The 24,948-nt window shown below is 51.6% G+C and carries 29 protein-coding genes; 10 read left to right on the forward strand and 19 right to left on the reverse strand.

All coding sequences use genetic code 11. The features are described 5' to 3' along the window. Window positions 1-106 precede the first annotated feature (106 nt). The 4 genes from ACIOYV_RS10875 to ACIOYV_RS10890 form a co-directional block, all read right to left on the reverse strand. Complete coding sequence (locus ACIOYV_RS10875; RefSeq protein WP_401323566.1) at window positions 107-955, reverse strand: helix-turn-helix transcriptional regulator; 849 nt, start codon at window positions 953-955, stop codon at window positions 107-109. 33 nt (window positions 956-988) lie between these two features. Further along, window positions 989-1,612: a YbhB/YbcL family Raf kinase inhibitor-like protein gene (locus ACIOYV_RS10880; protein WP_401323568.1), complete on the reverse strand. Its 624-nt coding sequence runs from the start codon at window positions 1,610-1,612 to the stop codon at window positions 989-991. Window positions 1,613-1,976: 364 nt separating this feature from the next. Continuing rightward, window positions 1,977-2,318, reverse strand: a complete 342-nt coding sequence (locus ACIOYV_RS10885; protein ID WP_401323570.1) for a hypothetical protein — start codon at window positions 2,316-2,318, stop codon at window positions 1,977-1,979. A gap of 30 nt (window positions 2,319-2,348) precedes the next feature. Beyond that, window positions 2,349-2,696, reverse strand: coding sequence for a hypothetical protein (locus ACIOYV_RS10890; protein ID WP_401323572.1), 348 nt, complete (start codon window positions 2,694-2,696; stop codon window positions 2,349-2,351). A 189-nt stretch (window positions 2,697-2,885) separates the two neighbouring features. On the opposite strand from ACIOYV_RS10890, the gene ACIOYV_RS10895 reads away from it, so the two are divergent. From ACIOYV_RS10895 to ACIOYV_RS10915, 5 genes are all read left to right on the forward strand, one after another. Continuing rightward, window positions 2,886-3,434: a hypothetical protein gene (locus ACIOYV_RS10895; protein WP_401323573.1), complete on the forward strand. Its 549-nt coding sequence runs from the start codon at window positions 2,886-2,888 to the stop codon at window positions 3,432-3,434. A 340-nt stretch (window positions 3,435-3,774) separates the two neighbouring features. Next, entirely contained in the window at window positions 3,775-4,236 is a 462-nt protein-coding gene (gene alaE / locus ACIOYV_RS10900) for an L-alanine exporter AlaE (protein WP_401323575.1), read from the forward strand. Window positions 4,237-4,599: 363 nt separating this feature from the next. After that, window positions 4,600-5,289 carry a transcriptional regulator gene (locus ACIOYV_RS10905; RefSeq protein WP_401323577.1) on the forward strand — a complete coding sequence of 230 codons (690 nt, stop codon included), beginning with the start codon at window positions 4,600-4,602 and terminating at the stop codon, window positions 5,287-5,289. Window positions 5,290-5,293: 4 nt separating this feature from the next. Continuing rightward, the gene (locus ACIOYV_RS10910) at window positions 5,294-5,674 is read left to right on the forward strand and encodes a RidA family protein (protein WP_401323579.1); all 381 of its coding nucleotides are present in this window, start codon (window positions 5,294-5,296) and stop codon (window positions 5,672-5,674) included. Window positions 5,675-5,722: 48 nt separating this feature from the next. Then, the gene (locus ACIOYV_RS10915; protein WP_401323581.1) at window positions 5,723-6,637 is read left to right on the forward strand and encodes a pyridoxal-phosphate dependent enzyme; all 915 of its coding nucleotides are present in this window, start codon (window positions 5,723-5,725) and stop codon (window positions 6,635-6,637) included. Between the two features lie 389 nt (window positions 6,638-7,026). On the opposite strand, the gene ACIOYV_RS10920 is transcribed toward ACIOYV_RS10915, so the two are convergent. From ACIOYV_RS10920 to ACIOYV_RS10930, 3 genes are read right to left on the reverse strand one after another with little or no spacing between them, the layout of a single operon-like run. Next, window positions 7,027-7,521, reverse strand: coding sequence for a hypothetical protein (locus ACIOYV_RS10920; protein ID WP_149086615.1), 495 nt, complete (start codon window positions 7,519-7,521; stop codon window positions 7,027-7,029). Beyond that, entirely contained in the window at window positions 7,511-7,885 is a 375-nt protein-coding gene (locus ACIOYV_RS10925) for a hypothetical protein (RefSeq protein ID WP_149086614.1), read from the reverse strand. Before ACIOYV_RS10925 ends, ACIOYV_RS10920 begins: the two co-directional genes overlap by 11 nt. Window positions 7,886-7,897: 12 nt before the next feature. Next, a complete protein-coding gene (locus ACIOYV_RS10930) occupies window positions 7,898-8,323 on the reverse strand; it encodes a hypothetical protein (RefSeq protein WP_401323583.1) in 426 nt (141 codons plus the stop codon). Window positions 8,324-8,414: 91 nt separating this feature from the next. Between ACIOYV_RS10930 and ACIOYV_RS10935 the strand changes: the two genes are divergently transcribed. From ACIOYV_RS10935 to ACIOYV_RS10945, 3 genes are read left to right on the forward strand one after another with little or no spacing between them, the layout of a single operon-like run. Then, the gene (locus ACIOYV_RS10935; protein WP_401323585.1) at window positions 8,415-8,720 is read left to right on the forward strand and encodes a helix-turn-helix domain-containing protein; all 306 of its coding nucleotides are present in this window, start codon (window positions 8,415-8,417) and stop codon (window positions 8,718-8,720) included. 58 nt (window positions 8,721-8,778) lie between these two features. Then, window positions 8,779-9,228 (forward strand): antitoxin Xre/MbcA/ParS toxin-binding domain-containing protein, encoded by a 450-nt coding sequence (locus ACIOYV_RS10940; RefSeq protein ID WP_401323587.1) that lies wholly within the window; start codon window positions 8,779-8,781, stop codon window positions 9,226-9,228. Between the two features lie 47 nt (window positions 9,229-9,275). Continuing rightward, window positions 9,276-9,527, forward strand: a complete 252-nt coding sequence (locus ACIOYV_RS10945) for a hypothetical protein (protein ID WP_401323589.1) — start codon at window positions 9,276-9,278, stop codon at window positions 9,525-9,527. A gap of 26 nt (window positions 9,528-9,553) precedes the next feature. Here the strand turns inward: ACIOYV_RS10945 and ACIOYV_RS10950 are convergent, their stop codons facing one another. The 3 genes from ACIOYV_RS10950 to ACIOYV_RS10960 all read right to left on the reverse strand — a co-directional run bounded on the left by ACIOYV_RS10950 (window position 9,554) and on the right by ACIOYV_RS10960 (window position 12,840). Continuing rightward, window positions 9,554-11,323, reverse strand: coding sequence for a S8/S53 family peptidase (locus tag ACIOYV_RS10950; protein ID WP_401323591.1), 1,770 nt, complete (start codon window positions 11,321-11,323; stop codon window positions 9,554-9,556). 446 nt (window positions 11,324-11,769) lie between these two features. After that, window positions 11,770-12,087: a hypothetical protein gene (locus ACIOYV_RS10955; protein ID WP_401323593.1), complete on the reverse strand. Its 318-nt coding sequence runs from the start codon at window positions 12,085-12,087 to the stop codon at window positions 11,770-11,772. Window positions 12,088-12,411: 324 nt separating this feature from the next. Beyond that, window positions 12,412-12,840, reverse strand: a complete 429-nt coding sequence (locus ACIOYV_RS10960) for a hypothetical protein (protein WP_401323595.1) — start codon at window positions 12,838-12,840, stop codon at window positions 12,412-12,414. Window positions 12,841-13,350: 510 nt separating this feature from the next. Here ACIOYV_RS10960 and ACIOYV_RS10965 point away from each other — a divergent pair. Next, a complete protein-coding gene (locus ACIOYV_RS10965; RefSeq protein WP_401323596.1) occupies window positions 13,351-14,331 on the forward strand; it encodes an MFS transporter in 981 nt (326 codons plus the stop codon). Between the two features lie 282 nt (window positions 14,332-14,613). Here the strand turns inward: ACIOYV_RS10965 and ACIOYV_RS10970 are convergent, their stop codons facing one another. Together ACIOYV_RS10970 and ACIOYV_RS10975 are read right to left on the reverse strand one after the other, a co-directional pair. Further along, complete coding sequence (locus tag ACIOYV_RS10970) at window positions 14,614-14,979, reverse strand: histone-like nucleoid-structuring protein, MvaT/MvaU family (protein WP_401323598.1); 366 nt, start codon at window positions 14,977-14,979, stop codon at window positions 14,614-14,616. Between the two features lie 661 nt (window positions 14,980-15,640). Continuing rightward, the gene (locus tag ACIOYV_RS10975) at window positions 15,641-16,531 is read right to left on the reverse strand and encodes an AraC family transcriptional regulator N-terminal domain-containing protein (RefSeq protein ID WP_401323600.1); all 891 of its coding nucleotides are present in this window, start codon (window positions 16,529-16,531) and stop codon (window positions 15,641-15,643) included. A 258-nt stretch (window positions 16,532-16,789) separates the two neighbouring features. Between ACIOYV_RS10975 and ACIOYV_RS10980 the strand changes: the two genes are divergently transcribed. After that, on the forward strand, window positions 16,790-17,545 hold the full coding sequence (locus tag ACIOYV_RS10980; RefSeq protein WP_401323601.1) for an SDR family NAD(P)-dependent oxidoreductase: 756 nt from the start codon (window positions 16,790-16,792) through the stop codon (window positions 17,543-17,545). Window positions 17,546-17,892: 347 nt separating this feature from the next. Here ACIOYV_RS10980 and ACIOYV_RS10985 read toward each other — a convergent pair whose 3' ends face one another. The 7 genes from ACIOYV_RS10985 to ACIOYV_RS11015 form a co-directional block, all read right to left on the reverse strand. Next, the gene (locus tag ACIOYV_RS10985) at window positions 17,893-18,039 is read right to left on the reverse strand and encodes a hypothetical protein (RefSeq protein WP_401323603.1); all 147 of its coding nucleotides are present in this window, start codon (window positions 18,037-18,039) and stop codon (window positions 17,893-17,895) included. 530 nt (window positions 18,040-18,569) lie between these two features. Continuing rightward, window positions 18,570-19,007: a TetR/AcrR family transcriptional regulator gene (locus ACIOYV_RS10990; protein WP_401323604.1), complete on the reverse strand. Its 438-nt coding sequence runs from the start codon at window positions 19,005-19,007 to the stop codon at window positions 18,570-18,572. 86 nt (window positions 19,008-19,093) lie between these two features. Then, entirely contained in the window at window positions 19,094-20,140 is a 1,047-nt protein-coding gene (gene astE / locus ACIOYV_RS10995) for a succinylglutamate desuccinylase (protein ID WP_401323606.1), read from the reverse strand. Then, window positions 20,140-21,603 carry a succinylglutamate-semialdehyde dehydrogenase gene (astD, locus tag ACIOYV_RS11000; protein WP_401323608.1) on the reverse strand — a complete coding sequence of 488 codons (1,464 nt, stop codon included), beginning with the start codon at window positions 21,601-21,603 and terminating at the stop codon, window positions 20,140-20,142. The genes astE and astD overlap by 1 nt, the downstream gene beginning before the upstream one ends. A 14-nt stretch (window positions 21,604-21,617) precedes the next feature. Next, window positions 21,618-22,640 carry an arginine N-succinyltransferase gene (gene astA, locus ACIOYV_RS11005; protein ID WP_401323610.1) on the reverse strand — a complete coding sequence of 341 codons (1,023 nt, stop codon included), beginning with the start codon at window positions 22,638-22,640 and terminating at the stop codon, window positions 21,618-21,620. After that, entirely contained in the window at window positions 22,637-23,674 is a 1,038-nt protein-coding gene (locus ACIOYV_RS11010; protein WP_401323612.1) for an arginine N-succinyltransferase, read from the reverse strand. The genes astA and ACIOYV_RS11010 overlap by 4 nt, the downstream gene beginning before the upstream one ends. Beyond that, a complete protein-coding gene (locus ACIOYV_RS11015; RefSeq protein ID WP_401323614.1) occupies window positions 23,668-24,900 on the reverse strand; it encodes an aspartate aminotransferase family protein in 1,233 nt (410 codons plus the stop codon). The genes ACIOYV_RS11010 and ACIOYV_RS11015 overlap by 7 nt, the downstream gene beginning before the upstream one ends. Window positions 24,901-24,948: the final 48 nt, after the last annotated feature.

A 24,948-nucleotide genomic window follows, 5' to 3' on the forward strand; every position in this document is an offset into this window, starting at 1 on the left:
ATAATGAGCAACAACTGGAACTCATTCGTGAACTGGTTGACTGAATCCGCTTGATAGTCGCAAGCACTAGCAAAATGAATAAAAAACAGAGAAATCGGGTCCTTGCTTATCGAGCTGGGGAGAAGCCAAAACGACTTTTAAAACGCATCGAGAATCTCGATACGGCACGATATCCGCACGCGTCGGCTATTTGTGAAAGACTAAACTGCGTCGTTTGTAGGAGCATTATCGCATTGTGCATTCTGATCTCGGTCAGTACTGCGCTAAAACTGATACCTTCCTCTGCGAGGCGCCGCCTCAAAGTGGCTTCGCTAACTGCCAATTCACGACCCACTTCAGCCGCCGTCCAGCGTTTTTCCGGAGCTTTGGCCAGTAGTTGGGTCAGCCTTTCGACCAATCCGGGGGCTGAAGGGCGAAGGAATACGACGCCCCTCTCTTGCAATGCCAATAGAAGTCCCAACAACCGGGTTGTCTGTTGTGCCTGGGAAACAGTCGGCGAGTTAACTCCTCGAATGCAAAACTGTAACGCATCATTCAAATCTTCATCCAGATCAGTCGTTTTGCAATCATAGACCGTAGATCCGGGATTGACGTCGTGCCCGTAGCGTTGGTGGAACTCAGTAATGATGCTGGGGGCGAACGTAAAAAAAATAGAGGAAAACGCCAAACTATTTTTGTCGGGCATTTTTCGGATATTAGTAATTGAATTTTTTGCAACAACCATCAAGGAGTGAGAGTCAGCCAACTCCCAGGTTCTTTCATCTCTTCCTAGTGTTAAACGGCCCGATATTACTACCAGCAGCGTTGCCTCAAAAAAGCGGAAGTCGGTAGCATACTGAGCCTGCATCAGACGTGGCATTGCAAGCGAGCACAAAGCCTGTGCCTTTAGAGTGCCGCCCGATGGCAACCATCGGCTGTCGTCGAGGGGGTCAGTCACTGACTCGGTTGGATCCATGAAGAGAGTGTGCTTCCTGAAGTTGGCTGTGAATTACAGGTTCATATTGAGAGTGTAGGTGCCCGTAAGGCTGGCCTTGGCCAGTACATGCCCTTCAAGCGCATTAAGGACATTGGCGCCGTCAAATGGGCCCTGTATTGCAAGGCGAGGTACAACCAGCGCGTAGACGGTGAACACATAGCGGTGTAGCCGCTCATCATTCCACGGTGGGCACGGACCATCGTACCCATAGTATTCGCCGGACATTTGCGGGTCCGATGCAAACCATGAAGTGTAGTCATTGAGGCCATGGCGTTGTCCATCACCTGCTTGCGGGCCGTTTTTGCCTCGTGGGGTGATACCGGTGCTATGGCTCCCTTCCGTAATTTCCCGCTGACTTGCCGGAACGTCGATCAATAACCAGTGGTAAAAATCCACACGCGGCAAGGACGCAGCAATAAATTTACCTTCCTGATTCACATCATCGCCCACACTCGGGACATCGGGGTCGTGGCAAATTAGAACGAATGATTGAGTGTTTTCCGGAACGTCTGCCCAAGCCAGATGCGGGTTTCGGTTGGTCGAGAGACTGTAGCGGCTTTGCGCGTTCGGAACAGCAAAGGCGTACTCCCCCGGTATGGTGGCGTTGTCATCAAATGCGTTACTGGTCAGTTTCATGGTTGGGCCTGAATTAACGGATAGGTATAGGTCGCCTGACTCATAGTTTGAGCGTCGACTCCGGGGTCTGAGTATTTGAAAACCTTGGAGAAGTAGCAGAAGCAATGTTAGAGCGGAAGTGAGTTTCACCGTTGACACAGCCAATCAGAAACCGCACCGATCCAGTCAACTTGCTCACATGTCTACACCATCATCGCTATCTGCAATGGCCTACCCCCACGCGTAATATATGAGCCGATTGTCCCCTATTCCCTCCTTGCAAATGCCGTTTCCAGTAATGCGGATTTCGCCATTAAAAGCATCGCTGCAAGACGTTGTGCTCGAGTTTATCGAGCCTCATATTCGACCTTAAGCAGGTGCTTCATCAGCTTCCCGGTCGGTTCACGCGGGAGTGTTGCGCGAAAATCAAACTGCTGCGGGCATTTGATGCTGCCCAAGCCTTCGCGCACAAACTACGCAGCGCTTCAGCTAGCCCGGGTCCGCTTTCGACACCGAGCCGTGGCTGAACAACGGCGACCACCCTTTCGCCCATCTCTTCATCAGGCGCACCGATGACAGCGACGTCCTCGACATCGGAATGAGTAACCAACAGGTTTTCAATTTCCTGCGGGTAGATGTTCACCCCTCCCGAGATGATCATGAAGCTTCTGCGATCGGTCAGGAACAGCACTAACGCCGACACGGGAACGGCTTTCAACTTGTTCATCTGCGACTACCTTTTTTTCTTGTAATGGGTCTAGACGTGAACAGGCGCAGCGGCCTGCCAGCCCATCATAAAGACGCGCAGAAAAGTCGAATGGTCGGAATTACCTGCATTTTTATCGATTCTTGCAGTCAATATTAGTGCGGACATGAACGCTCGTGCAGATACATCAAGCTGATTTATCCATAATTTCACGGGGAGATGCGGTAGCGGATAAGGCATTTTGAGGCTGCAAACCAACGCTTTTTTAATAACTGATTCCTTGGGCGCAAGCAGCGGCTGGGCGGTCATCCAGGCATCAGGTGCCTGGATCACCAGCGCTGTTTTTTTTCCTAAGGTCTGCTCTGGTGAATAGTTGGCACCAGCTCGCGGCTCTCTCATTCCACGCAGTACGCGCCAGCGACGAAGTAATGCGTTATTTCGGCAAATGTTTTTCGAGTGCAGGTAGAAAACTATTGGGGCCCACCAGACGTGCTATCTGCGAGAGGAGCGATTTCGTTTATTCCGGTAGAATGGATGGGGGCTTAGGACCATTTGCGGCTAATTATCTAACTTCTAATCGGTCGAATCATGATAAATGTTTACACGCCTCTGGCTTCGCTCAAAAAGTCACTGAGACTTTCTGTTGTTTTCCTCAGCGCAGCGTTTGCGATCACTCCTCCAGAATCCTTCGCACAAGATCTCAAAGCCTCGATGCCCAGTTCCTTAGTGGAAATAATGCCCCGGGCATGCAGGACCAGCTCTCAAGAAGCCATACAACCACTTACTGACGGCGAACTCTCTCAAATACAACAGTGGTTGGCATCTAACGATAGAGTGGGCATCAGCTGGCCTTCGGTTATCAGTACTAACCCGTTGGCAATCGCGACTTTCAAAGAAATTGTTAGTGTCGATGGAGTGAAGCTAGGCGTCTGGAGGGCCGGTATGGGCTCCTACAGCCACCCCGGCGGCGACGATGGAGAAGTGTTCATTACCCTGGGGGGTGCTGGAACATTAATCATGGATGGCAAAACCGCACCTATACTTCCGGGATCGATTTCTGTCATTCCACCAAACACCCCATCGGTGCTCGAAATTGCAGCTGATGCGGAGAAGATAGTGATTCTTTGCGACCGCTAACTTTTAAAGCTTTGCCCTCCTCCTCACTTTTTTGAGTAGGCGTTGGATCTGCAAAAAAACTTTAAGCCCGACGCTTCATACAGGAGAGAAGCTCAGCTTTTTTGGTCGGCGGCTCTCCCCTTTAATAGATAGCGCTCACTTCGGCCACCTATTCATCTTCGACGAGACCAGTTATTAGTATCCATCTCGACCAGCGATCACATCGGATTTGACCGGTACACTTTAGAAGCATAATAGGCCCGGCCAGTCGCCGCCAATGGGCCGTAGCGCTAAATGCTATAGGTTCCGCCTCTTTAAGTCGGAACTCGCTTTTGGTCCAAGGGTTGATAGGAGATGTAATTTGCCTAATCAAATGCGACAGCCATCACGTCGGACTGCGTTTTATGCAGACACCACCGCGCTGATTCTGTTTTTCACGACAACCGGCATTATCAACGAGCGTTTCATTGCTGGTATGACGTGGGATCAAGTCCTTCATGCTCGCCTTCTGGGAGCTGCCCTAATGATTCCAGTCGCGAGGCCCTATGGCATATGGCGGGATTGGGTGATGAAGCGAGCCGGTAAGGGTCGGCTATCCACGTTGCTATGGGACAGCTTTGCCCTCGTCAGCTTCCAGGTGCCCATCTATGCGGCAATCATTGCTTTTAGTGGTGCATCAGGAGGTAGCCTGGTGCGCGGCACTCTAGGCGCGGCCTTGATGATGCTCTTTCTGGGACGACCTTATGGGACCTTTCTTAACGGGATTCGGAAGCTGTTAGGTTTGCCACCTGGTGGTAATAAGCCAATGTCTCTGAATACCTGAGTGGAAGCTCTTGGCAAGAATGGGGTAAGCAGGACCTCAGCCGCATATACCAAGCCTGGCTAACTGGCAACGATTCCTATGGCAGTTTCCTCGGACCAGACCTAGATGGGCGGCCGGTGTTGGCGGCGTTTGGCAAGTAATTTGGGCCTGCCAACAGCGGCCGAATTGAGGAAGCCCAAGGACAGTGCGCCGTGTAGGAGCACTTAGACGAAAATCCTGAAGCGTCCAAGAATTTATTCTTCGCCCACTTGAATTGAATTCTGGGTCAAGGGCCCCGCCATGATGCTGCGCGCTGAAAGACCACTTGTCTTAATTCAACAATAAATTTATATTTCAACACATTGTTGATTTACGGTGGCTTGCATGTCTACTGAAACTATTTCTGAACGCCTGATGATTTTTGCCGTGTTAAAGGCCTCCATCACGGCGATCAGTAGCGTGATAGGGCGGAATACGGAAATCGTGCTCCATGACCTCGATCAGCCTGAAAACTCTGTTCTGTTAATCGCCAATGGACATGTCTCCGGGCGCAAAGTGGGCAGCCCTGTCATCGGCGGGCTCGATCAAGATAAGGGCTTTTCCGCCGTGATGGACGCTTCTGCGAAGCAGAGCGGTACCGACCCCGTGGTCATTGTTGATTACCCGACAACGGTCAATGGACGAAGACTGCGTAGCGCCACAGTTGTCTTTCGTGACAGTAGCGGACATCCGTTCGCCAGCCTTTGCATCAATGCGGATCTGACCGGACTAAACGCGGCCCAAGCGTTTTTGGAACAGCTGCAGCCCATGATGCAAAACTCCAGTCAGCAACCGTCTGAGCCCGCGGACATGGAGTTGTTGATGGGGGAAATTATTCAGGATTCGCTGGCGCGCGTAGGCTCAGCAAAGATGAACAAACAAGCGAAGGTTGATGCCGTGCGAGTGATGCAGGAGCGCGGTCTCTTCATAGTAAAAGGTGGGGTCGAGAAAGCGGCGACTGCTTTGGGGGTCACTCGCTTCACGGTCTACAACTACCTGGAGCAGCTTCGAGTCGACGCTTCAACAACCCGGTGATTATATGAACCACGCGATCAAACAATATCCTACCGCTTTACCTTTCCCGTTCTCTAAAGCCGTTGAGGTGGGCGGTTTTTTATTTCTGTCTGGGCAGGTCTCCATGGCGGCAGATGCAACGCCTATTCACGGAGATGTGAAGGCTCAAACGCGAGTGATCATGGAAAACATATCGCAGACGCTGGAATCGCTCGGGGCGAAGCTTGAAGATATTTTCAAGGTCACCGTATGGCTATCCGATATGAAGCATTTCTCTGACTTCAATCAAGCCTACGCAACGTACTTCAACAACGGGTTCCCAGCGCGGTCGGTCGTAAGCGCCAAGCTGGCATTTGATCTGGATGTTGAGATTGAAGTCCAGGCTGTAGCGCCTCAGGCCTCCTAAATAAAGACTGCCGCCATCCTGACAACTTATCTTGAGAGCAAACTCACTATGGCCCTGCATATTAACACCCCCCTTATTGAATCTCGCCCTCTGAGCGCCATAGCCAAGAGCACCATCTGGCTTAAACTAGATGCTCTTCAGCCATGTGGTTCTTTCAAGCTACGCGGCGTAGGCCACGCGTGTGAGATTCATCACGCGCGTGGGGCCACGCGGTTTATATCCTCTTCGGGAGGCAATGCAGGACTGGCGGTAGCGTATGCCGGGCGTCAGTTAGGTGTCCCCGTGACGGTTGTTGTCCCGGAAACTACGACTGAACGAGCGAAAGAGTTACTCGCGTTGGAAGGGGCGAAAGTCATCGTTCATGGTAGCTCTTGGCAGGAGGCAAACCAACTGGCACTGACACTCATGGCCCCCAGCGATGCATTCATCCATCCGTTCGACGACCCGCTACTTTGGTCCGGGCATGCGACTTTAATCGACGAAGTCGCCGAGCTTGGTCAAAAGCCTGACGTGGTAGTGCTCTCAGTCGGCGGTGGAGGATTGCTCTGTGGCGTAGTCGAAGGGCTACATCGTAATGGATGGCAGGACGTTCCAGTCATAGCGGTGGAAACTGAAGGCGCTGCGTCTTTTCACGCCGCAACAATGGCTGGCAAACCTGTGGAAATAGAGGGCATCAGCTCAGTTGCAACGTCTCTTGGAGCCAAGCGAGTCTGCGACCAGGCATTTGAGTATTCCACTACTCACCACGTAAAAAGCGTAACGGTTACCGATCAGGATGCCCTCGACGCGTGCCAGCGTTTTCTGTTGGATCATCGTGTGCTTGTTGAGCCTGCGTGCGGTGCGGCACTCGCGGTAGCCTATACCCCCCGTACACTTGACCCGTACGACAACGTTTTACTGGTGGTCTGTGGCGGAGCCACTGCGACCCTTGCGCAGATCCAGCAATGGTCGGCCAGGAAATGAATAAAGGTTCCTTAGATAAATCAAGCTGGAGCCTGATTCGTGATGCGCACCGAGGGAGCGACAGTATAATCCTCGTGATATCCATAATGTTGGGTTGTCTGACAGGCTATTGGATGTCCAAGAAAATTGGTCTGCTGATTGGTTTTGCTTTCGCTTTTTTTGCCATATGCACTTTATATTTTATGTGGCGCAATCCGGATGGATTTGACCGGGCATCTAAGTAGCCGCAGAGGTAAGGCTAATCCTGTTTCGCCAATGCGATCAATAAGAACGATGCAGCGTTCATGAAAGCCTATCAGCGTGCATAGGCATCGTGCCTGCCTCGATGTCGCATCGCCCCATTGAAAATCCAGAGTATGACAAGCCAAACTGGCTCCCCCCAGACCTTATCAATAAAGGTCTGGATTGACCCAAAACCCCAGCTCATCGAGCACATCGTTGAGCGCGCCTACTATCCTTGGCTCCGCATACAACTCCGCAGCTGTATATGACAAAGCTATGGCTAATCTAGCCTCTTCTTCACCCAGGCTCCCAGGATCGAAGGGCCAGACCTGGACCTTCGAGACGCTGAATTCATTTACATGAAAGACGTCAACCACCTCCACGTGTTTTTGCATTCCTTGCCATTGGGACAAAGAAACTCCATAGGTACGCTGTGGCGAGTCCGCAAGCATTGTTCTCTGATCCAGAAAGGTATCTCCGACATGTACTAGTCCCTCCGTCGGGAGCTGACGAATCATTAGGTCGAACAATCTAGGCGATGACGTGCATTTCTTTACGTCCTCCAGCTCGATGAGATGGCCTTTTCGGCCGAAATGATTTTTCAAATCGTTGATCAGCCCCTTTCGGTTCACCATGCCAAATCTGATGGACTCAATCGCCATAGTGAATCTCACAACGGGGGTGGTGGAAATGCATACGCCTGTTAGGAGCACGGTTACCGCATATGGCGCAGATATTTACTGAGGCGGCTTCCGCCAGATTCAGAACGCCTTCTACGAAATCGTCCCCACCGCGATAGTAGATTCTCAACCCCCCAAACTTTTCTTTAACCTCTTCGATAACCACTTCACCACACTCGGGACTAATGTCCGTTCTCGCAGACACCAGCGCGAACGCATGGTTAAGAATGTCAAACCAGCCATCGCTACATTCGAACCCCCAAAAAAAATGGTCGTCCACTATCGTGGCATTAGGAAAAAGCGACAGATTCGGTTTGCAGAGCAGATGCTCAAGATGCGGACTCACTTGGGGCTTCTCCTATCGAGCTGACCATATTTTTTTTCCGGAGCTTTGCGCGGCATTTGCAAATAGAGTGGGATAAATTCCACCACCCGCCACTTCGTAGGCATATCTGCCGGATTCATCTCCACGTAAAGCGATCAGCCCTAGAAGGAACTCCATCCGCCATTCTTCGGTGCCGTTCATCCAACCTGGCGAAACCAGTTGCACAGAGCGAACGAACGCGTCGGCGGTATCGGACCGCACCAAGCTCATCAAGCCAATCACGTCAGGGATCATGAACTGCTGATTGCACACACTCTCACGGTCGCCGTCTTGAAAATATTGGTGCGTCACGTAGAACCACTCTTTATTTGCGGACTGGGCAATGAACGCCCATCGAGTGGTATTTTGCTCGAATGACGGCAGGGCCGGCAGCCTCGCAGCCTCATAGGTTTCAAACATATAATTTCTCAAAAAGTTGTAATGAACACTATAGTGCGTGGCATTATAGTGTTCATTTCCTGCTTCATCATCTCTTTTGTGAGATGAGAAAATGGAATTGAATGAAGCCCTTGGCCGATCCCTCAGAAAATTGCGGCTGCGGAGGGGGCTTAGCCAGGATGATTTCGCGCTGGTGACCAGCCGGACCTACATCAGCCAGCTTGAGCGAGGACTGAAATCTCCGACGATTGAGAAAATCGAGCAATTCGCGGCCTTTATGAACATCCACCCTGCAAGCCTCATTATTGGGTGCTATTTGGAGAGATCGTCAGATGAGGACTTGCAATCGCTTTTCGAGAAGGTTCAGGTCGATCTCGCTCTTGATCTCTCAACCAACGAGGGCGCACCCGGCGAATAGATCGCTAGAGTTGGAGGATATGCCGTCAAGCCAGTGACGTCGTTGAGAGGTTGAAAAAATGGACGAACACAAGATTTTTGTTCCACCCTCCTCACCAGGCTCAAAGGACTTCCTGCGAACGCTTGATGACAAAGTGGATTGGGTCTCGATCTCGAAATTCATACGACAGGGTCTTCCTACGTCATTTTTCAATGAGGTAAGTACCTTGGTCGGTCTGCAGCCAGGAGAAATGGCTGCGCTTCTCGGTGTAAAACATTCCGCAAGACGAAGGTGGCTGAGCACCGGCAGACTAAATTCTACCGAAAGCGATTACCTTCTCCGCTCAGCCATTGTCCTTCGATCCACGCTGGGGTTATTTGAGGGGGACCAGGTTGCCATGCGTAACTGGATTACAAGACCGGCCTTGGCGCTGGATAATCAGGCCCCGATAGCGCTGTTCTCCTCATTCGTGGGCTTAGAACTGATTGAAGCGTTAATTTGGAAAATAGAACACGGCGTTGTTGTATAAATTGAGGTATCCAAAAATGGACATGGATTGTTGAAAGGAAGGCTGAAATGACAGACCACATTTTTGACGACTCTGATTTTGAGCGCTTGATGAAAATCAAAGCTCTAAACAAGGAACGTCTTGCGTTCAGAAGAGGAGCTTGGCGAGCGGAATATGAGGCGTTAAGCCCTGAAGAAAAAGCGCTCGTTGACAAAGAATTCAATAAAATTTGCAGCGAGATTGCGGCTCAATTTGGCCGCAGCAGACCATTTGTCTTTGAAGGCAATGACACTGCTGAACCTGACAAGTCTTCTTGCTAATGGTTATCCCAAACACCAATATCGGTTCAACGCACCCGACTGCGGCTTTGCACTGCTAAATCCACAGCCTTGAGCATATCTAGCCGCGCCGAACGACCTACATCCTTATCATCGATCTGGTAGCCGCGCTCGGATGGTAGGATCGGGGCTGTGAGGTCTTCCGAATCCATCCCTTCGAAGTCATGATTTTCGCCAATAGTCATGGCACTACGGCGCAGTAAAATGCGCAGTTGCTCGGGATGAAGTTCAGGATTAATCGAAAGCATGGCTGCCAGTAAGCCTGCGACCAATGGCGTCGCGTAAGACGTTCCGCAATGAACTTCGCTTGCCTGCCCTACGATCTTGGTGGAGGAATGAGCACAAGCAGCAGCGGTGATATCAACACGCATATCGACATTGGAGGAGCTGCGCTTTTCAACATAGGCTGGGTCGTCGACGTGGAGACTGGCGTGCTCTCTGAGCTGATGGCCACCAACAACTAATAACTGCTCCGTTACAAATGAAGAAGGTAGGCGATATTCATCTGCTCCAGAGAATGAAGCTCCATTCCCAGCCGAATTCACCACCACTACGTCTGGGTGCTCCTTGCGCAGCCAGAGGAAAAATTCCTCAAGTAACTCTTCATAACCACTCATCGCTATGCCGGAACGCAGGAAGGAGTCTACGTCGTCTCCTTTAACATTTTGTGCTCCCACACGGTGTATGCCCCAGCTCCAATTGAGCACATGTACGCCATCCTCAACCAGGTTAACCGAGGCTGCGATATTCGCCGTAATCCCTGCGTCGGAGTTACGATCAACGATGATGTCGAATCCACCGCTGGTCTTGTCCAAACCCCGTAGAAAACCTGTGTTACCGCCATCATCCCAGCGCGCGCCCAAAATGCCTGCGACAGTAGTGCCATGGCTGTCTGACTTGACTGCATCACGTGCAAATATGCACGTACGGGGCATCGAACAGGCACCGGAATAGTCCGCAAAATCTGAAGTATCGAAATCCACGTCGCGCTCAATTAGACCAATACGTATTGGCTGCGGACTAAAGGGCAGCTGACGCTGTGGAATAGACTTTCGGTAATAATTGACGGCATCAAGAAACCGATTTGCGGCCCATTCGTCTGAGTCAGGCGCCGGTTTTTTTTCCTTTTCCTGATGCGCCGTATTTTGTTCAGTCCCTTCTGCCGCAGACTCTTCAATCACTACAGCATCCACACTAGTTTCACTGCCAATCCGTAGGACCAAAGCGTCGCGTTGTTCAAGATTTTTAGCGGGCAAACGAAGCTGATAGACGTTTAAGGGGGCAATGCTGCCAACAACCTTCGCCCCATATTTTTTGGCAAGACGTTCAGCCTCCTGGAGGCCATTGTGGTTTTCCTCGATCAAAAGGCTAATCAGATCAACGTAGGTGCTAAGACCCTCCATATTCTTCATGACTTCGTCGGGGCCGGCCGCCAGAACGTGACTGTTGCGCAACGTCAGCCAAACTGCATTGCTTTCACGTCGACTATCTTGCAACCACAAAGGCCCACTCTGAAACTCCGCCCTAGCGATGCGCACTTTAAGACTGCTGCCATCTCGCTGGACAGCATCCGGAGATAATGTTTCGGCGCCGAGCTTCAAGACAGGCAACTTTTCTGAAAGACCTCGCACAGTCATGCACCAATCCTGAATTTCACTCACCAACAGGTTACCGCAGCGTTCCACACGCTCTAGGCGCAACGGCGTCTGCTCAGCGGCCGAACTCATGGCAACCCAACAAGTGAACAGCACAACGACGGAAACGGATCGTAAAGACATACAAAAGGCTCTTTACCCAGGGACTAGTGTTGCGACTGCCAGGAGGAGGGTTTTGTTCATAATACACAGGGATTCAGTTGATTAAATTTCAGGCTCGATGCCTCCGCCCTCCCCCTTACAGGCCGATAATGACAACCGTTGCAATATCAGCGCTCCCTTGTGTAGCCGGGGTAGTGGTGCGCCGGACATGAAGTCATATTGGCCATGCGTCCAATCCCCCACCACTCAAGCCGACTTGACCACTGTGAGCAGCCTTGGCTCTTACGAACAGTTCAATTGAACAGCTGAAATTCGCTCTATCAACGGCATGAGCGCAATGACGATGACGAACCAGAGGCCGCGCTGTACATCAAATCAATTCCGACGCGCAAGAAATGGTGCGAGAAGCGCTGTATAGGTTCTTCGAGCCCGGTCGCCTACACTAATAACAAAGCCTTCGCAAAACGCTAAATCGATTCGATCGAGACCAACTCAAAATACTTAAACTTTTTCTTCCTCGCCTGCATTTTTGCTTCTTGCTCAGCCACGATGCTACTCAATGTACTCGCATCATAAATTAACGTTTCAGCCTTTCCTTCGAACTCGGACATAACACGAAGCGTTACTCTCAGCTTTGGCGAGCGCAAAATTGATGTTTTTCGAGATTTTGAAACATGCTGCTGATCTGACGTTACCTCTAAATGGGGCGCCTTCAGCGCAGCCTCCTTACCTGGACTGCCAAAAAGTGCACGACGCATTTCTTCTTCACTTAGATCTTCGTTCATAAAAGTGTCTCGTGTACAGTATTTGAATGGTGTAATGCTCATTTCCTCAATCGATAGCGATTCACCTTACGATTGAAGCACCTGTGTAACTGTAGCGCTTTCCGTATAATCGATTGTCCAATAAGCAAACTGATGAACGTTTGAGCTACAACCTGACAGCACCGGGAGTATAAGTCATGTCTATTGCTCCATCAAACACTTGGCTTTCTCCAAAATCCGACAGGCCGTGCGAATGCCGATACCCATTCACCGGTCAAAAACCGACTGCTGAGTTCAGTGAAGCCAGTATAGGTTTTCTGTGGCACTTAGGAACAGAATACGGTGTCATTTTTTACCAACCGGACGGACACCAATGTTATTTCGCACAATAAATTCTCGAACAGTATGTCGTGAGACCTCATTCATAACTAGCCCATCGACAAGAGGTTTAAAGTCCAAGCCCAAATAAAACGTCTCAGATCTTAGAAAAACTGCAGTCGCATCTGGAGAACCTTTGACGAGCACCTGCATTACCTCTTGAATTTCATAACCAACATCGTTTTCCCGCTTTAGCTCGCTCCCAAATACCGCATACTCATTTGGCCTGACATAGTTCTCCATGACGTAGGAGGTCGAGAACGCAAGCAAGCGCGGATCTGTACCACTATCGCCCATGTCAAACTCATCTACACCAATCACCGTCGCTTGTATAAGCGCATGATCATAATCTGTATCTTTCCACATATATTGATACCCCCGCAAAAATTCATCCAATGGAAAAATCCTAACATCAAAAACCTCATATATCAAATACCGAAACCAAAAAAAATTTAAGTAACAAGATTAAAGATCCCCCTCGGCCCCTCATTGTCAATCATGCAAACTATTGCACGACCACCACACACTTAAGCCAGTTTTAATCAATTACAAAATCACGCCATGCGAGGCTAGCGGGCACAAAATTTAAACCCAACAATTCCTTAAAATGCATGTTCTCCTTAAGAGCCATGTGAGCGATTGGTCTATGGCTAGAACAACAAGTACTATTAGCTGTACGAAAGGCAGTTTGAAACTGCTACCTAACTACTTACAATCATATTAATGTGCCATAGAATAGCGCTTACCTATCGTATGACCGTTTAAAGCGACGAAATGGTAGTCCGGTGCAACTGTGAGATACGCGATAATGAAGGCTTTATTTCGGAAAAAATGCTCATTAATTACTAGGTTGGCTTACGGTGGATACACCAATTTACGCACTGTGTAGAATTGGAGGAGCAATGAATGGAAATCCCGAGCATCGAACAGACTGACAGGCAAAGATGGCTTGCCCTCATCAAAATAAATACCCTCTCGGCCCTGTCACAGATAGTGCAGATTGGTACCGTTACACCACTGCTATCTATTTCATTGGAACAACGAGGTGTACCGCCGGCGACGATTGGGCTGATTGTCAGCGCTTCGTGGCTGGCGATTTTGCTGCTTTACAAAATAGTACCGCGCCTGCTGGCTTATCTAGGACTCGTCAAAAGCAACATCCTCAGCACCGTGCTCACTATTCCGGCGTTGATTGGAATGACTCTAACCAACCACTTGGTAATAATTTTCGCATTAAACTTCATGCTGGGTGTGGGCTTAATATTGCGTTGGATTGCTTGCGATACCTGGATTGTGGCTGTTGCATCGAAAAGTGAACGGGGCCGGGCGATCGGAGTGCACGAGACACTAATGGGGTTGGGAATAGCTATAGGCCCTCTGCTGTTGGTAGTTTTCGGTGCAAGTAGTGCTGCTCCCTATTACGCTTGCATGGTGATTACTTCAGTGTCTGGAGCTTTGGCCCTAACTCTGAAAAAACAGGATACACAGCCGCTAACCCCGGTAGAAAAGCGCCATGGTAATTTGTTTAAAGTTATTCCGGTAGCTCTGTGTGGCGCGTTTATCGCCGGCTTTTCAGAGACTTCTTCCGTGTCCTTCCTTGCAGGATACGGACTCTCGGTCGGATATGTATTTACTGCCGCGGCACTGCTGATCTCGGTATTCGGCATTGGAGGGACTGTCCTTCAACTTCCTGTCGGCTGGATGGCAGACCGCAGTTCGTATAAGACCGGTCAACTAGGTTGTGGTCTTGTTCTGCTGCTGGGTACGGTTGCCATTCCCTTGAGCCAACCTTTTCCTTGGCTTGCTACCCTCATCTTATTTTGTTGGGGGGGGAGCCATTGGAGGTATGAACACCCTAGCGGTGATAGAGGCAGGAGACCGAATTAGCGAAAACCAAGTGTCCACAGCTATGACAGCCATCGCAATGTTCTACACGCTAGGAAGCGTAGTAGGGCCCATTGCCACTGGCGCCACGGTTTCCTATGTCAGCGAGCACGGTTTGATGATTTCCTTAGGGATAGTAGGCGCGTTATTCATTGCAGTGCTGCTGGTAAACCGAGTCTTTGCGTCGGAATAGTACGCTGCTGCCTGCACTTAATCGACCGATTACTTTCAACATGCCAGGCAGCAAAAAGGCCCTAAAAAGGGCCTTATTGAATTGCAATCGAATCAACGGGCGAGCCATGACTCCACAGTTTCTCCACCATGCTCCGATTTCCACTCTTTTAAGGTTTTGTGGTTGCCGCCTTTAGTCTCAACGACCTCCCCTGTATGAGGATTTTTATAAACCTTTACCTGCCTTGGCCTGCGCGTTCCAGTTTTGGATTCAACGGCAGGAGCGCGACGCCCCTGTTGCGGATCCAGAAGGTTAATGACGTCCTTCAAGCTGTAGCCGTGTTTGGCTAGCAAATCACGAAGCTTCGTTTCGAATTCGATTTCTTTTTTCAGACCAGCATCACCCTTCAAGGCTTCCAAAGCCTTCATCTGCTCTTCCAAATGTTTTTCGAGTTGGCGGAATTCTGCAAGCTTAGACATTCAGTGTCTCCTTTGAAAAATGTAATTGGCTTAGTAAACTCATAATAGATCATATAAACGGTTCAGTCATCAACACCAGATCGATGCCGCTCGGCCCTTGACGTAGTAGTGCTCCTTCCAAAAATTCGCACTGCAAACTTTTTGGAACTCTTTGCCTTTCTACCGGTATCAATCTTTCATTCTCGAAGCTCCGAAATAATCAGGAGAAGCTTATTAGAAGCCTACATTATTCCCACAATCACTGACGAAAATGGGAATCGCCTGGTGAATTTTGAAAAGTGGGCAGTGGGTAAATCGCATAACCTCCTATACCTAATTCACCATGCGACCGAGAGGAGGATTTCGTTCATTATGGAAAGCGCAGCAGGGCAAATGAGGTTTCATCAAATTAAGGATTACCCACCTGTCTAAGGCAGCACGCCCATCTCGATAATGTATTGGCGCGAACGTAACGTTTCGGCAGATAAAGCGTCGCTTCAATGGGTAACAGCCCGAACCCGTAAGGTGGTTTCAAAGACAACTGCTGCCTCTAAGTTTATGCAATATCCTCTGGGCAATGTTTCGATCACGTCAAATCGGCAAGCGCTTTCCCAAAAAATTTAGAGTGCTAGTCGATGCAGCAAGCGCTCGGGCACCTGATAGGGGCAGCAAAGGCATCGACTCAAGGCTGAGCCGATGTGCTTAGCCTCGTTTTAACCTCACGAATATCCTTTGCGGGTGACAAGCCAAACATTCGACCGTACTCGCGTGTGAATTGCGGGATGCTTTCGTACCCAACGTCATACGCGGCTTTCGCAATTGGCAAACCAGCAAGGAGCGCGCTCCTTGCCTCAATCAGCCTGAGTTGCTTTTGATACTGAAGCGGAGTCAGAGAAGTAATCATCCTAAAATGTGTATGAAAGCCAGAAAGACTCATACCCGCCGCCTCAGCAAGCTGCTCCATACGCAGCGGTTTGGCAAAGTCATCACGAATCCGCGCGATCGCACGGCCAACTCTTTGTGCATGGCTGCTGGTGATCCCAAGCGCGCGAATCGCGCCGCCATATCGCCCGGAAAGGAGCCAGTAATGAAGCTCTCTTACCAGTTGATCTTTTAGTATTCCTACCGATGTAGGACGATCTAGAAGGCGAAGCAAGCGAAGGACTGCGTCTGCCACCTCCATCTCCGTGGAATCAACACGCAAGGTTTCCCCTAGGTCGAAGGGAGCTGAGCCCATCTCAACGACCAACGACTCTATCAATGCGTGATCAAGCTCCACGACAAACGCCAAGTACGGCTCGCTTCGAGACGCGCCAATGACCTGACTTACCGTCGGTACATCTGCGGTGATTATTAGTGAATCTCCTGCACCGAATTCAACGGTGTTATTGCCGATCGATACACGCTTTTTTCCTTGAACCACTAACGCAACCAGTGGCTTGGTGATCGCGTAGAGCAGAGGCGTTGGCATCGTTTCTCTGAGAATCACCATTCCTGGAAAAGGGGTGTGAGCAACTCCGCCCTGCTGGTTAGCGTCAGCGTAGCGACTGACAGCTTTAAGCAACTCGTTCATAGGTCATCAACTCGTTTTTCGAGACAAACATACTGCCGCGCAGAGCGCGTACCTTTGCTTCCGAGTGAATAATGCAGCAAGTAGTTTGAAGGAATAGGCAAATCATCCAGCTACCTTGCACTATACCAGCGCTTCGGCAAACCAGTCTCAAGGACAGGCTGGTCGAATAGGCAAATCAATTGAATAATCGCGCAACCTACAAAATCTGTCAGGCGTCATCGTTGCAGCACTTATAGCATCAACCCTCAGGAGAAAACGATGACGACCATTTCGATTGTTACCGGCGCGAATCGGGGCCTTGGTCGCAACACGGCGCTTGCGATCGCTCGTAGTGGTGGCGATGTCATATTGACTTACCGCAACGGCGCAGAGGAGGCGCAAGAGGTGGTAGCCGAAATTGCGGCAATGGGGCGCAAGGCCGTGGCGATTCAGCTCGATGTAACTGACGTCACCTCGTTCCAAGCTTTTGCAGGCGAAGTTTCCAAAGAACTCGCAAACCATTGGGAGCGCGCCTGCTTCGACCATCTGATAAACAATGCTGGCCAAGGAGAAATGGCAGCGTTTATCGACACCACTGAAGCGCAGTTTGACTCTCTATTCAACACTCATGTCAAAGGTGTTTTTTTCCTGACCCAAGCATTGGTATCGCTGTTGGTGGATGGGGGGCGCATTTTGAATTTTTCATCCGGGTTGACGCGGGTTTCAATGGCTGGCTTCTCCGCATATTCGGCCGCTAAAGGCGCCGTCGAGGTACTGAGCGTTTACATGGCAAAGGAACTTGGGAGCCGTGGAATCACGGTCAATACCGTGGCGCCAGGCGCTATTGAAACTGATTTTCTCGGGGGCGCAGTACGTGACATGCCTGCGCTCAATAAGCAATTTGCAGAGATGACTGCACTGGGACGGGTTGGTGTTCCGGATGACATCGGCCCTATGGTTGCGAGCCTTCTGACTCCACACAATCGCTGGGTAACCGCGCAGCGTATCGAAGTATCTGGTGGTCAAGCTATCTAGGTAGCTAAGATCAACATGCCGTACTAGTTCAACATACTCAGCGCCATGGCGGTTCTGCTCGGTGGCGCTGAATTAATCGAACATAAAAAAATCGACAGCTTCGGTCCCCAAATCACGATGGACGGGCATCTGCAAACATGATGTCGCCGCATTGCTGAGGCGGACAATACGCCACGGCGACTGCGGTCGCCGTTGTTTTTTAAAGCCACCACTCTTGGTTCCTTGAACAGTTGACCATCGAGTACAACGCCGCATTATTCATGGCAGCGGAGAGTCTATAAGCTCCCCGGAATGCGCAACAGCCCTCTGAGCTTCAATACGTTCAGTATCAGCGATGTGATTTAGTCTCAGTAAAACGCTTGCCAGGAGAACGGACTCTTCGAATCGGCCTCAACGAGGCTGTAGGCACACGCTTCCAGTCGGTCCGCGTCGCAGTTGCGTAGTTGCGTGGACTTGACCACCCATTTGCATTCGACTTGACCAGTCGTTTGCATCGGATTTGACCAGCATACTGAGTGGCCTTGACCGGCAAAAAACGGCCAAAAGCGGTCAGTCAGGAATCGTCAGAATACGGTTCAGAACATGAAAAAGATGACCTTTTTACTAGATGCTCAGTGCACTGACAACGTCCGCTTTGGGTCGATAGCTGTCCTTCACCACAGGCAGCAATCGGCCAATATCGGCCGTATGACAGGAATCGGCTAGATCAGGATGCCGTCCCCCTGGACAAATTCGCGAAGCGGTCCACGCGTAATGAAACCCGCTACGCGGAAGTGCCCCAGAGGCAGCTACCAGCCGGTCGATGCCAGCTATGAAATCGAGTCTGACTGACGTGGACAGTGTGAGCCGAAGCTCTGGGCCAAAGCGCCCTCAATGGCGCCGCGCAGCAGATGACCTAATACTGTTTTCCGTTTGTCTGGCGTCAAACCAGGGTCCACATCCCACAGCGGAGTTGACCGCAGTAGCGCGCCTATAATTCCGGCAATCTGCCCGGACTCCTCCTCGTATTCAAGGAGATCAAAGCCTAAAAAGTACCCAGGCGCTGTTGATATCGCCCCTTCAGCCGAGCGAGATCACAAAGCTGATCTGGGGTAAGGCAGTTACAGTCGCAAACCGCAATACAACAGTGCCAGCGGTGGTCCTCGTAAACGTCCAAATGGGCGAGAATCACTGCACTCACGGGTTCTTTCGTTCTTGGGTCTACGCGCTTCAGAGCCGCCAACAGCTCCTCGTAAAATTCCTCAACGATGCCAAACAGTAGATGCTGTTTACTGGGGTAATGGTGGTAAAGCGCACCAGGTGATACCCCCATGCACGCTGCCAGTACCCGGATACTCACCTGCGCGAAGCCTTTGGCTGCCAACAGTTGCAGCCCCTTATCCCAGTTGTCTAGCAAGCGACAAGTTGAGGCCTCTGCCGAGATAGGCGCAAACGTATGTGCCGTTACAGTTTCCGGGATCACATCGAACTCTCTACGAACATCTGGGTTATCGAGTGCATGGTGTGGAACATACGGCGCGATGCGTTTTGCGGATGGGGGTTTGTCGGCTAGTCGCTGATGATCGATGCTGAAGTTGCGCTTTCTGATAACGGCACGATTATCAGGCCAGCCCTTAGCTCATTTTTGACCGTTGGATTTGGGAACATAATGTGGGCGTTTTCCTCATCGACGACCCAACGTAGGCCATCAGCATCTTCCGCCAATAAGTAGCCTACTGGCAGGTGCGTGAAGTTCTGCACTGAGTCTTCCAGATAAAGCTGGAAGTGATCGCTCCGTTTGATGATCTCTCTGGAGACGCCAAACACCTTGAGAGGAGGCTCAACCTCAGGTGCATCGCTATAGCTACCATCAACCAGTGAGCGTATGACGCCTTCTATGGCCGACAGGTCCAAGCCTTGATTCTGCCCAAAAGGTCTAGCTTTGCCCAACTCTATGGTCAACGCTTCCGCCCCTAGAGAGTTGTATGTGTACGAGCTGAAGGTGATTCCCACCTTGCGCTGCAAGAGGACAGCCTTGATGCCACAGTGGCTGAGTCTTCGTAATTCTAGAGATGACGGCGTTCTGCCTCTTGACCACGGATAGAGGGCGAACTGCTCGATCTTTGAGCCACGAATAGCGGTGTGAAGATCGTAGTGAAGCTTGGAGCGCGTATCGCTAGTGAAGAAAGCCGATGCCGTGCTCTTGAGCAGGGTCGCACGCTTCGCCTCCAGGCTTTGGCTCGACGATTCAGCAGCAGAAAACAGGCGATTGATATCCTCATCTACAAACCGATTACCTTGGCGCATCGCTTCGGGATTTCCGAACACCACTAACACTCGGTTTCGGACTCTCAGCTCGCCGCCAACAATCGCCTTTACCAAGCGATCCAGCAGCTCAATCGGGGCAGTCTCGTTTCCATGCAGGCCAGCGGATAACAGAAGATCAAGGTTTTGGGCTTGGCCGTTCGGTGGAGTGATTTCTAGGATGCCCTCACTCAACCATCTCAGCCCAGTACCGTCCGCTACCTGCTGTGTGGTTGCAATCGGGGTCTCATCAGCCAGCGTTAACTCCAGCAGGTTCTCAAGGCCGTTGGGTTTCATCTCGAAAACTGGCATCAAAGAGTTACTCCAGGCGTGAGGTGTTCAGGCAGAGCAAGACGCTCGCTTTCCAGCGAGGCAACGGGATAGGAGCAGTAATCAGCGGCGTAGTAAGCGCTCGCACGATGGTTGCCGGAGGCACCAATACCACCGAAGGGGGCACTGCTTGCAGCACCAGTTAGAGCCTTGTTCCAGTTCACAACTCCGGCGCGACCTTCTAGCAACAGACGCTCAAACTGTGCACGAGAGTCCGAAAGCAGCCCAGCGGCCAAGCCATAACGAGTTCGGTTGGCCTCGGCGATGGCAGCATCAAAGTCCTCATATCGCACCACTTGGAGCAGTGGTCCGAACAACTCCTCGTCCACGCGATCAGCCACGCCCGTGACATCCAAAATACCCGGCGATAGCAGCGCAGAGCCAACTTGCAATTGGCTCATCGGGAGCAGAGCACGTGCGCCGTTGGCTAGCAGATCGGATTGTGCTTTCAGCAGATTTTGCGCGACGCTCAACGATACAACCGCCCCCATGAAGGGAGGCGGCTCTGCATCAAACCGACCGACCACGAGTTGAGAGCTGACCGATACAAGGCGAGCCAGCAGCATATCTCCCCATGCGCCGACAGGTACCAACAGACGGCGCGCACAGGTGCAGCGTTGGCCTGCCGAAATAAATGCCGACTGCACGATGGTGTAAACCGCCGCCTCTACATCTTGTACGTGATCGACGATGAGCGGGTTGTTGCCCCCCATCTCCAGTGCAAGAATCTTCTGCGGCTGACCGGCGTACTGGCGGTGCAACAGATTGCCCGTACCGCTCGATCCGGTGAAAAACAATCCGTCGATACCGTCGTCTGCGGCCAAAGCAATTCCCGTGTCGCGACCACCCTGAACCAGATTGATCACTCCGGCTGGCAGGCCTGCGTCTTGCCACGCCAACACCGTCAGCTCGGCAACCTTGGGAGTCAATTCGCTGGGTTTAAAAACCACAGTATTGCCTGCCAGCAGTGCGGGAACGATGTGGCCGTTAGGGAGATGACCAGGGAAGTTATAGGGTCCGAACACGGCAACTATGCCATGCGGTTTATGCCGCAACACCGCTGAAGCGTCTGCCAGCCTGCCTGACTTTTCACCGGTACGTTCCCGGTAGGCCTGCACCGAAATGGCTACCTTGTTGACCATGCTGGTCACCTCGGTTTTCGCTTCCCACAAGGGTTTTCCCGTTTCCTGACCAATAGCACAGGCGAGTTGATCAGAGCGCTCGGCGAGAATGTTTGCGAATTTTTCGAGCAGGCCGACTCGCGCCTCAATTGGCTGCCTCGCCCATGATGGAAATGCTACACGAGCAGCGCTGACCGCATCGGCAACCTGATCCTGAGATGCTGTTTTACCTTGCCATACGATTGCTTGAGTAACAGGGTCAAGGGAAGTCAGCTCTTCGCCCGCTCCGGCTAACCACTTCCCGGCAATGAAATGAGTGTTCATAGTCTGGTCCTCTCTCAACTGCGTTTAGGAGGGTTAAGGGGGACTGCGCGGACCGAGGCACCAGGTGTGAGTTGCAAGCGATCAGCAGTCTGTTGATTAACGATGAGTGATCCGGCGGCCACGCGTGCCGGCGCCGCAGTAATGCGCGCCTTCTCACATTGGCGGTTGTGGATAAGGAATGACTCAGCTTGGTCGCCAGGGGTACCAACTGCGAGGACTAGAACCTGGCTGTCTGCCACGGCTCGGATAGACTTGGTTGTCGCTTCGATAGATGCCCCCCCATCGAAAATGTCGACATAGCCCTGGTAGCTGAAACCTTCCTGTTTCAACATCGCGAGCGCTGGCTCGGTGTTCGGGTGCACCATGCCAATCACGCTGCGCGCCTCTTCTGAAAGGAAGCAGGTGTAAACAGGAAAGCGGGGCATCAGCTCAGCAATGAAAGCTTTTCTGCCAAGCCCAGTGAGGTAATCCGCGCGATCAAACTCCATCTGGAAAAACCGACGCCCGAGGCTTTCCCAAAAAGGTGAACGACCGTCTTGATCGGATACACCGCGCATTTCGGCAATGATCTTTTCGCCAAAGAGTTCGCTGAACTCGGCCAGGAATAGGAATCGCGCTTTGGAAAGCAAACGGCCGTTCAAGCCGATACGGTGATCGGCGTGCAGGAACAGCGAGCAAAGCTCGGAATGCCCGGAGAGGTCGTTGGCTAAAAACAACGTGGGATTGCATTTGTGTATACCCAGGTCTTGAGAGGCGCTAATGGTCATACCGACTCGATAGCTGTACCAAGGCTCACGCATGCCAATCGCAGCAGCGATCCCGCAGATGCCAACGACATCTCCATCGTCCGCTTCCATCACAAATAGATAATCTGCATCCGCAGCCTCTGCTTCGCCGCGAAACGTCTTAGTTGCCCAATTTACCCGGTGCGCCAGACGTTCCTCGTTTGCGGGCAATGTTGTAAGTCCTGAGCCTGTGCTCTTCGCCAGCTTAAGCAGTGCTGGAAGGTCAGCTTCACGAACGGGACGGACAATCATGGTTGTACTCCAGTGCTCCAGAGCGGAACGACACGCACGGAGGAGCCCTCGGTCACGGCGAGTGCGAGAGCAGCCTCTGGGGATAAAATGAGTGGTGCGTCTGGCAGCCATTCCGTTTGCACAGTGATCGCACGGAAGCCGCTCAGGCCAAGGTTGCTAACCAGATAGTTTGAGGCGCTCACTGGACGCTCACCGACCACCACAGTTGCCAGGTGGCTATTTGCGACAGTCTGGATGGACGCCAGGTCCGCTTTGAGAGTGGGTCCACCGTCGAAAATATCGATGTACCTGTCGCTTTCAAATCCTTCGCGTATTAGGACGTCATGGCTGAGGGCTGACTGTGGGTGTACGGCCCCCATTACCTCTTGAGCATCATCCGGGAGCAGCGAGACATACACGGGGTATGACGGCATCAATTCAGCGATGAAGGTACGACTGTGTAAGCTGCACAGGCGCTCCGCCTCGTCGTAGCTCACATCGAAAAAATTACGCCCTACGGCATTCCAGAAAGGTGAGTCACCTGTTTCGTCGCTGTGCCCAATAAGCTCGGCAACAACATGGCTGGCAAAACGTGCTGGATGGTTGGCCACGAACATCAGACGAGCGCGCAGAAGCCCTTCTCCCACTGCACTGTTCTTCAAGTCTGGATCAACATAAAAGCCGGTCAGCAGCGTGTAACCAGTAAGGTCGTGACACAGCGATAACACCTGGGCCTTACTGTGGATGCCTAACTCGCGAGAGGCATGCACAAAGGTATCGTTTCGGTAGCTGTAGAATGGTTCCGAGAACCCTGCCGAGGCCACGATCCCCGCACAACCATGCAATCGACCGGTGTCACTGTCCTCTAGCACGAAGAAATAGCTTTCTTCACCATGAAACGCGACATCAGCATCCAACGATGTCTTCGAAACGATGATCTTCTCGCGCAGCTTTGCCATATCGGTAGACAGAGACGTCACTCCTATATGGCTCTGCTCGGCCAGGCTAATAACCTGAGGCAAATCCGCGAGCGTTGCTGGTCTCACCACTAACATGCTGCTGAATCCCTGGTGAGAGCCGCGACTGCGGATTCCAACCGGTCCAAGCCTTGATCGATTTCTTCGTCGGTGATGACCAGACTAGGGGTAAACCGCACGACATCCGGACCCGCTTGTAAAACCATAACTCCATGCGCCGCAGCAGCAGTGAGAACCTCCTTAGCACGCCCCTTCCATGGCTCGGAAAGCACTGCGCCAATGAGCAGCCCTACGCCTCTCACCTGATCAAATATTCCGTAGCGTTGGCCGATTTGCTCCAATCGACCTTTGAAGCGCAGATGCTTAAGGGCTACACCGGACAGTACTTCGTCGGTATTGATAACACCCAACGCTGCGAGGGACACCGCACACCCGAGCGGGTTGCCACCGTAGGTAGTGCCGTGGGTGCCTGGAGTGAAGTGAGCAGCGATGGCAGCAGTAGTCAGCATCGCACCGATGGGGAATCCACCACCCAAGCTTTTGGCACTGGTGAGAATGTCTGGCGTTACTCCATAGGCCTGATAGGCATAGAGATGACCAGTACGCCCGAAGCCGCTTTGAACCTCATCGAATATCAGGAGCGCGCCATTGGTATCACATAGTTCACGTACGCCCTGGAGGTAATCTCTGCTGGCAGGAACGACACCGCTCTCACCTTGGATGGGCTCGATGATGACCGCGCAGGTCCTCTCGGAAACGGCCGCTTTAAGGGCACTCAGGTCGTTGAACGGGACATGCGTAACACCCTCGATTTTTGGGCCAAACCCGTCGGAATATTTAGGCTGGCCACCGACATTAACGGTAAACAGCGTTCGACCATGGAAGCTGTTGACCATCGAGATGATTTCGAACTTTTCAGGGCCCGATTTATCATGCGCATAGCGTCTCGCGAGCTTCAGAGCAGCCTCGTTTGCCTCTGCGCCTGAGTTAGCAAAGAACACTCGATCCGCGAATGTCGCGCGAACCAGTGCCTTTGCAAGCTTGAGCGCAGGTTCGTTGGTAAAAACATTGGAAACGTGCCAGAGCTTGTCCGACTGCTCCATTAGCGCACTCACCAAGACAGGGTGAGCATGCCCTAGCGCGTTAACTGCGATACCGCCTGCAAAATCGATTCGCTCTACGCCCTGCTGATCCCATACCCGAGCGCCGAGACCCTTCACAGGAATATATGAAGCGGGAGAGTAGCTCGGAACTAAATAGTTATCAAAATCAGCGCGCAGCGCATACTCTGTGATATTAGTCATGATATTTCCCAGGCGTAGAACCAGCTCTGGCAGCAAACTTTTAGCCGC

This window comes from Pseudomonas sp. NPDC087342 (assembly GCF_044744265.1).
Classification (GTDB): Bacteria; Pseudomonadota; Gammaproteobacteria; order Pseudomonadales; family Pseudomonadaceae; genus Aquipseudomonas; species Aquipseudomonas nunensis.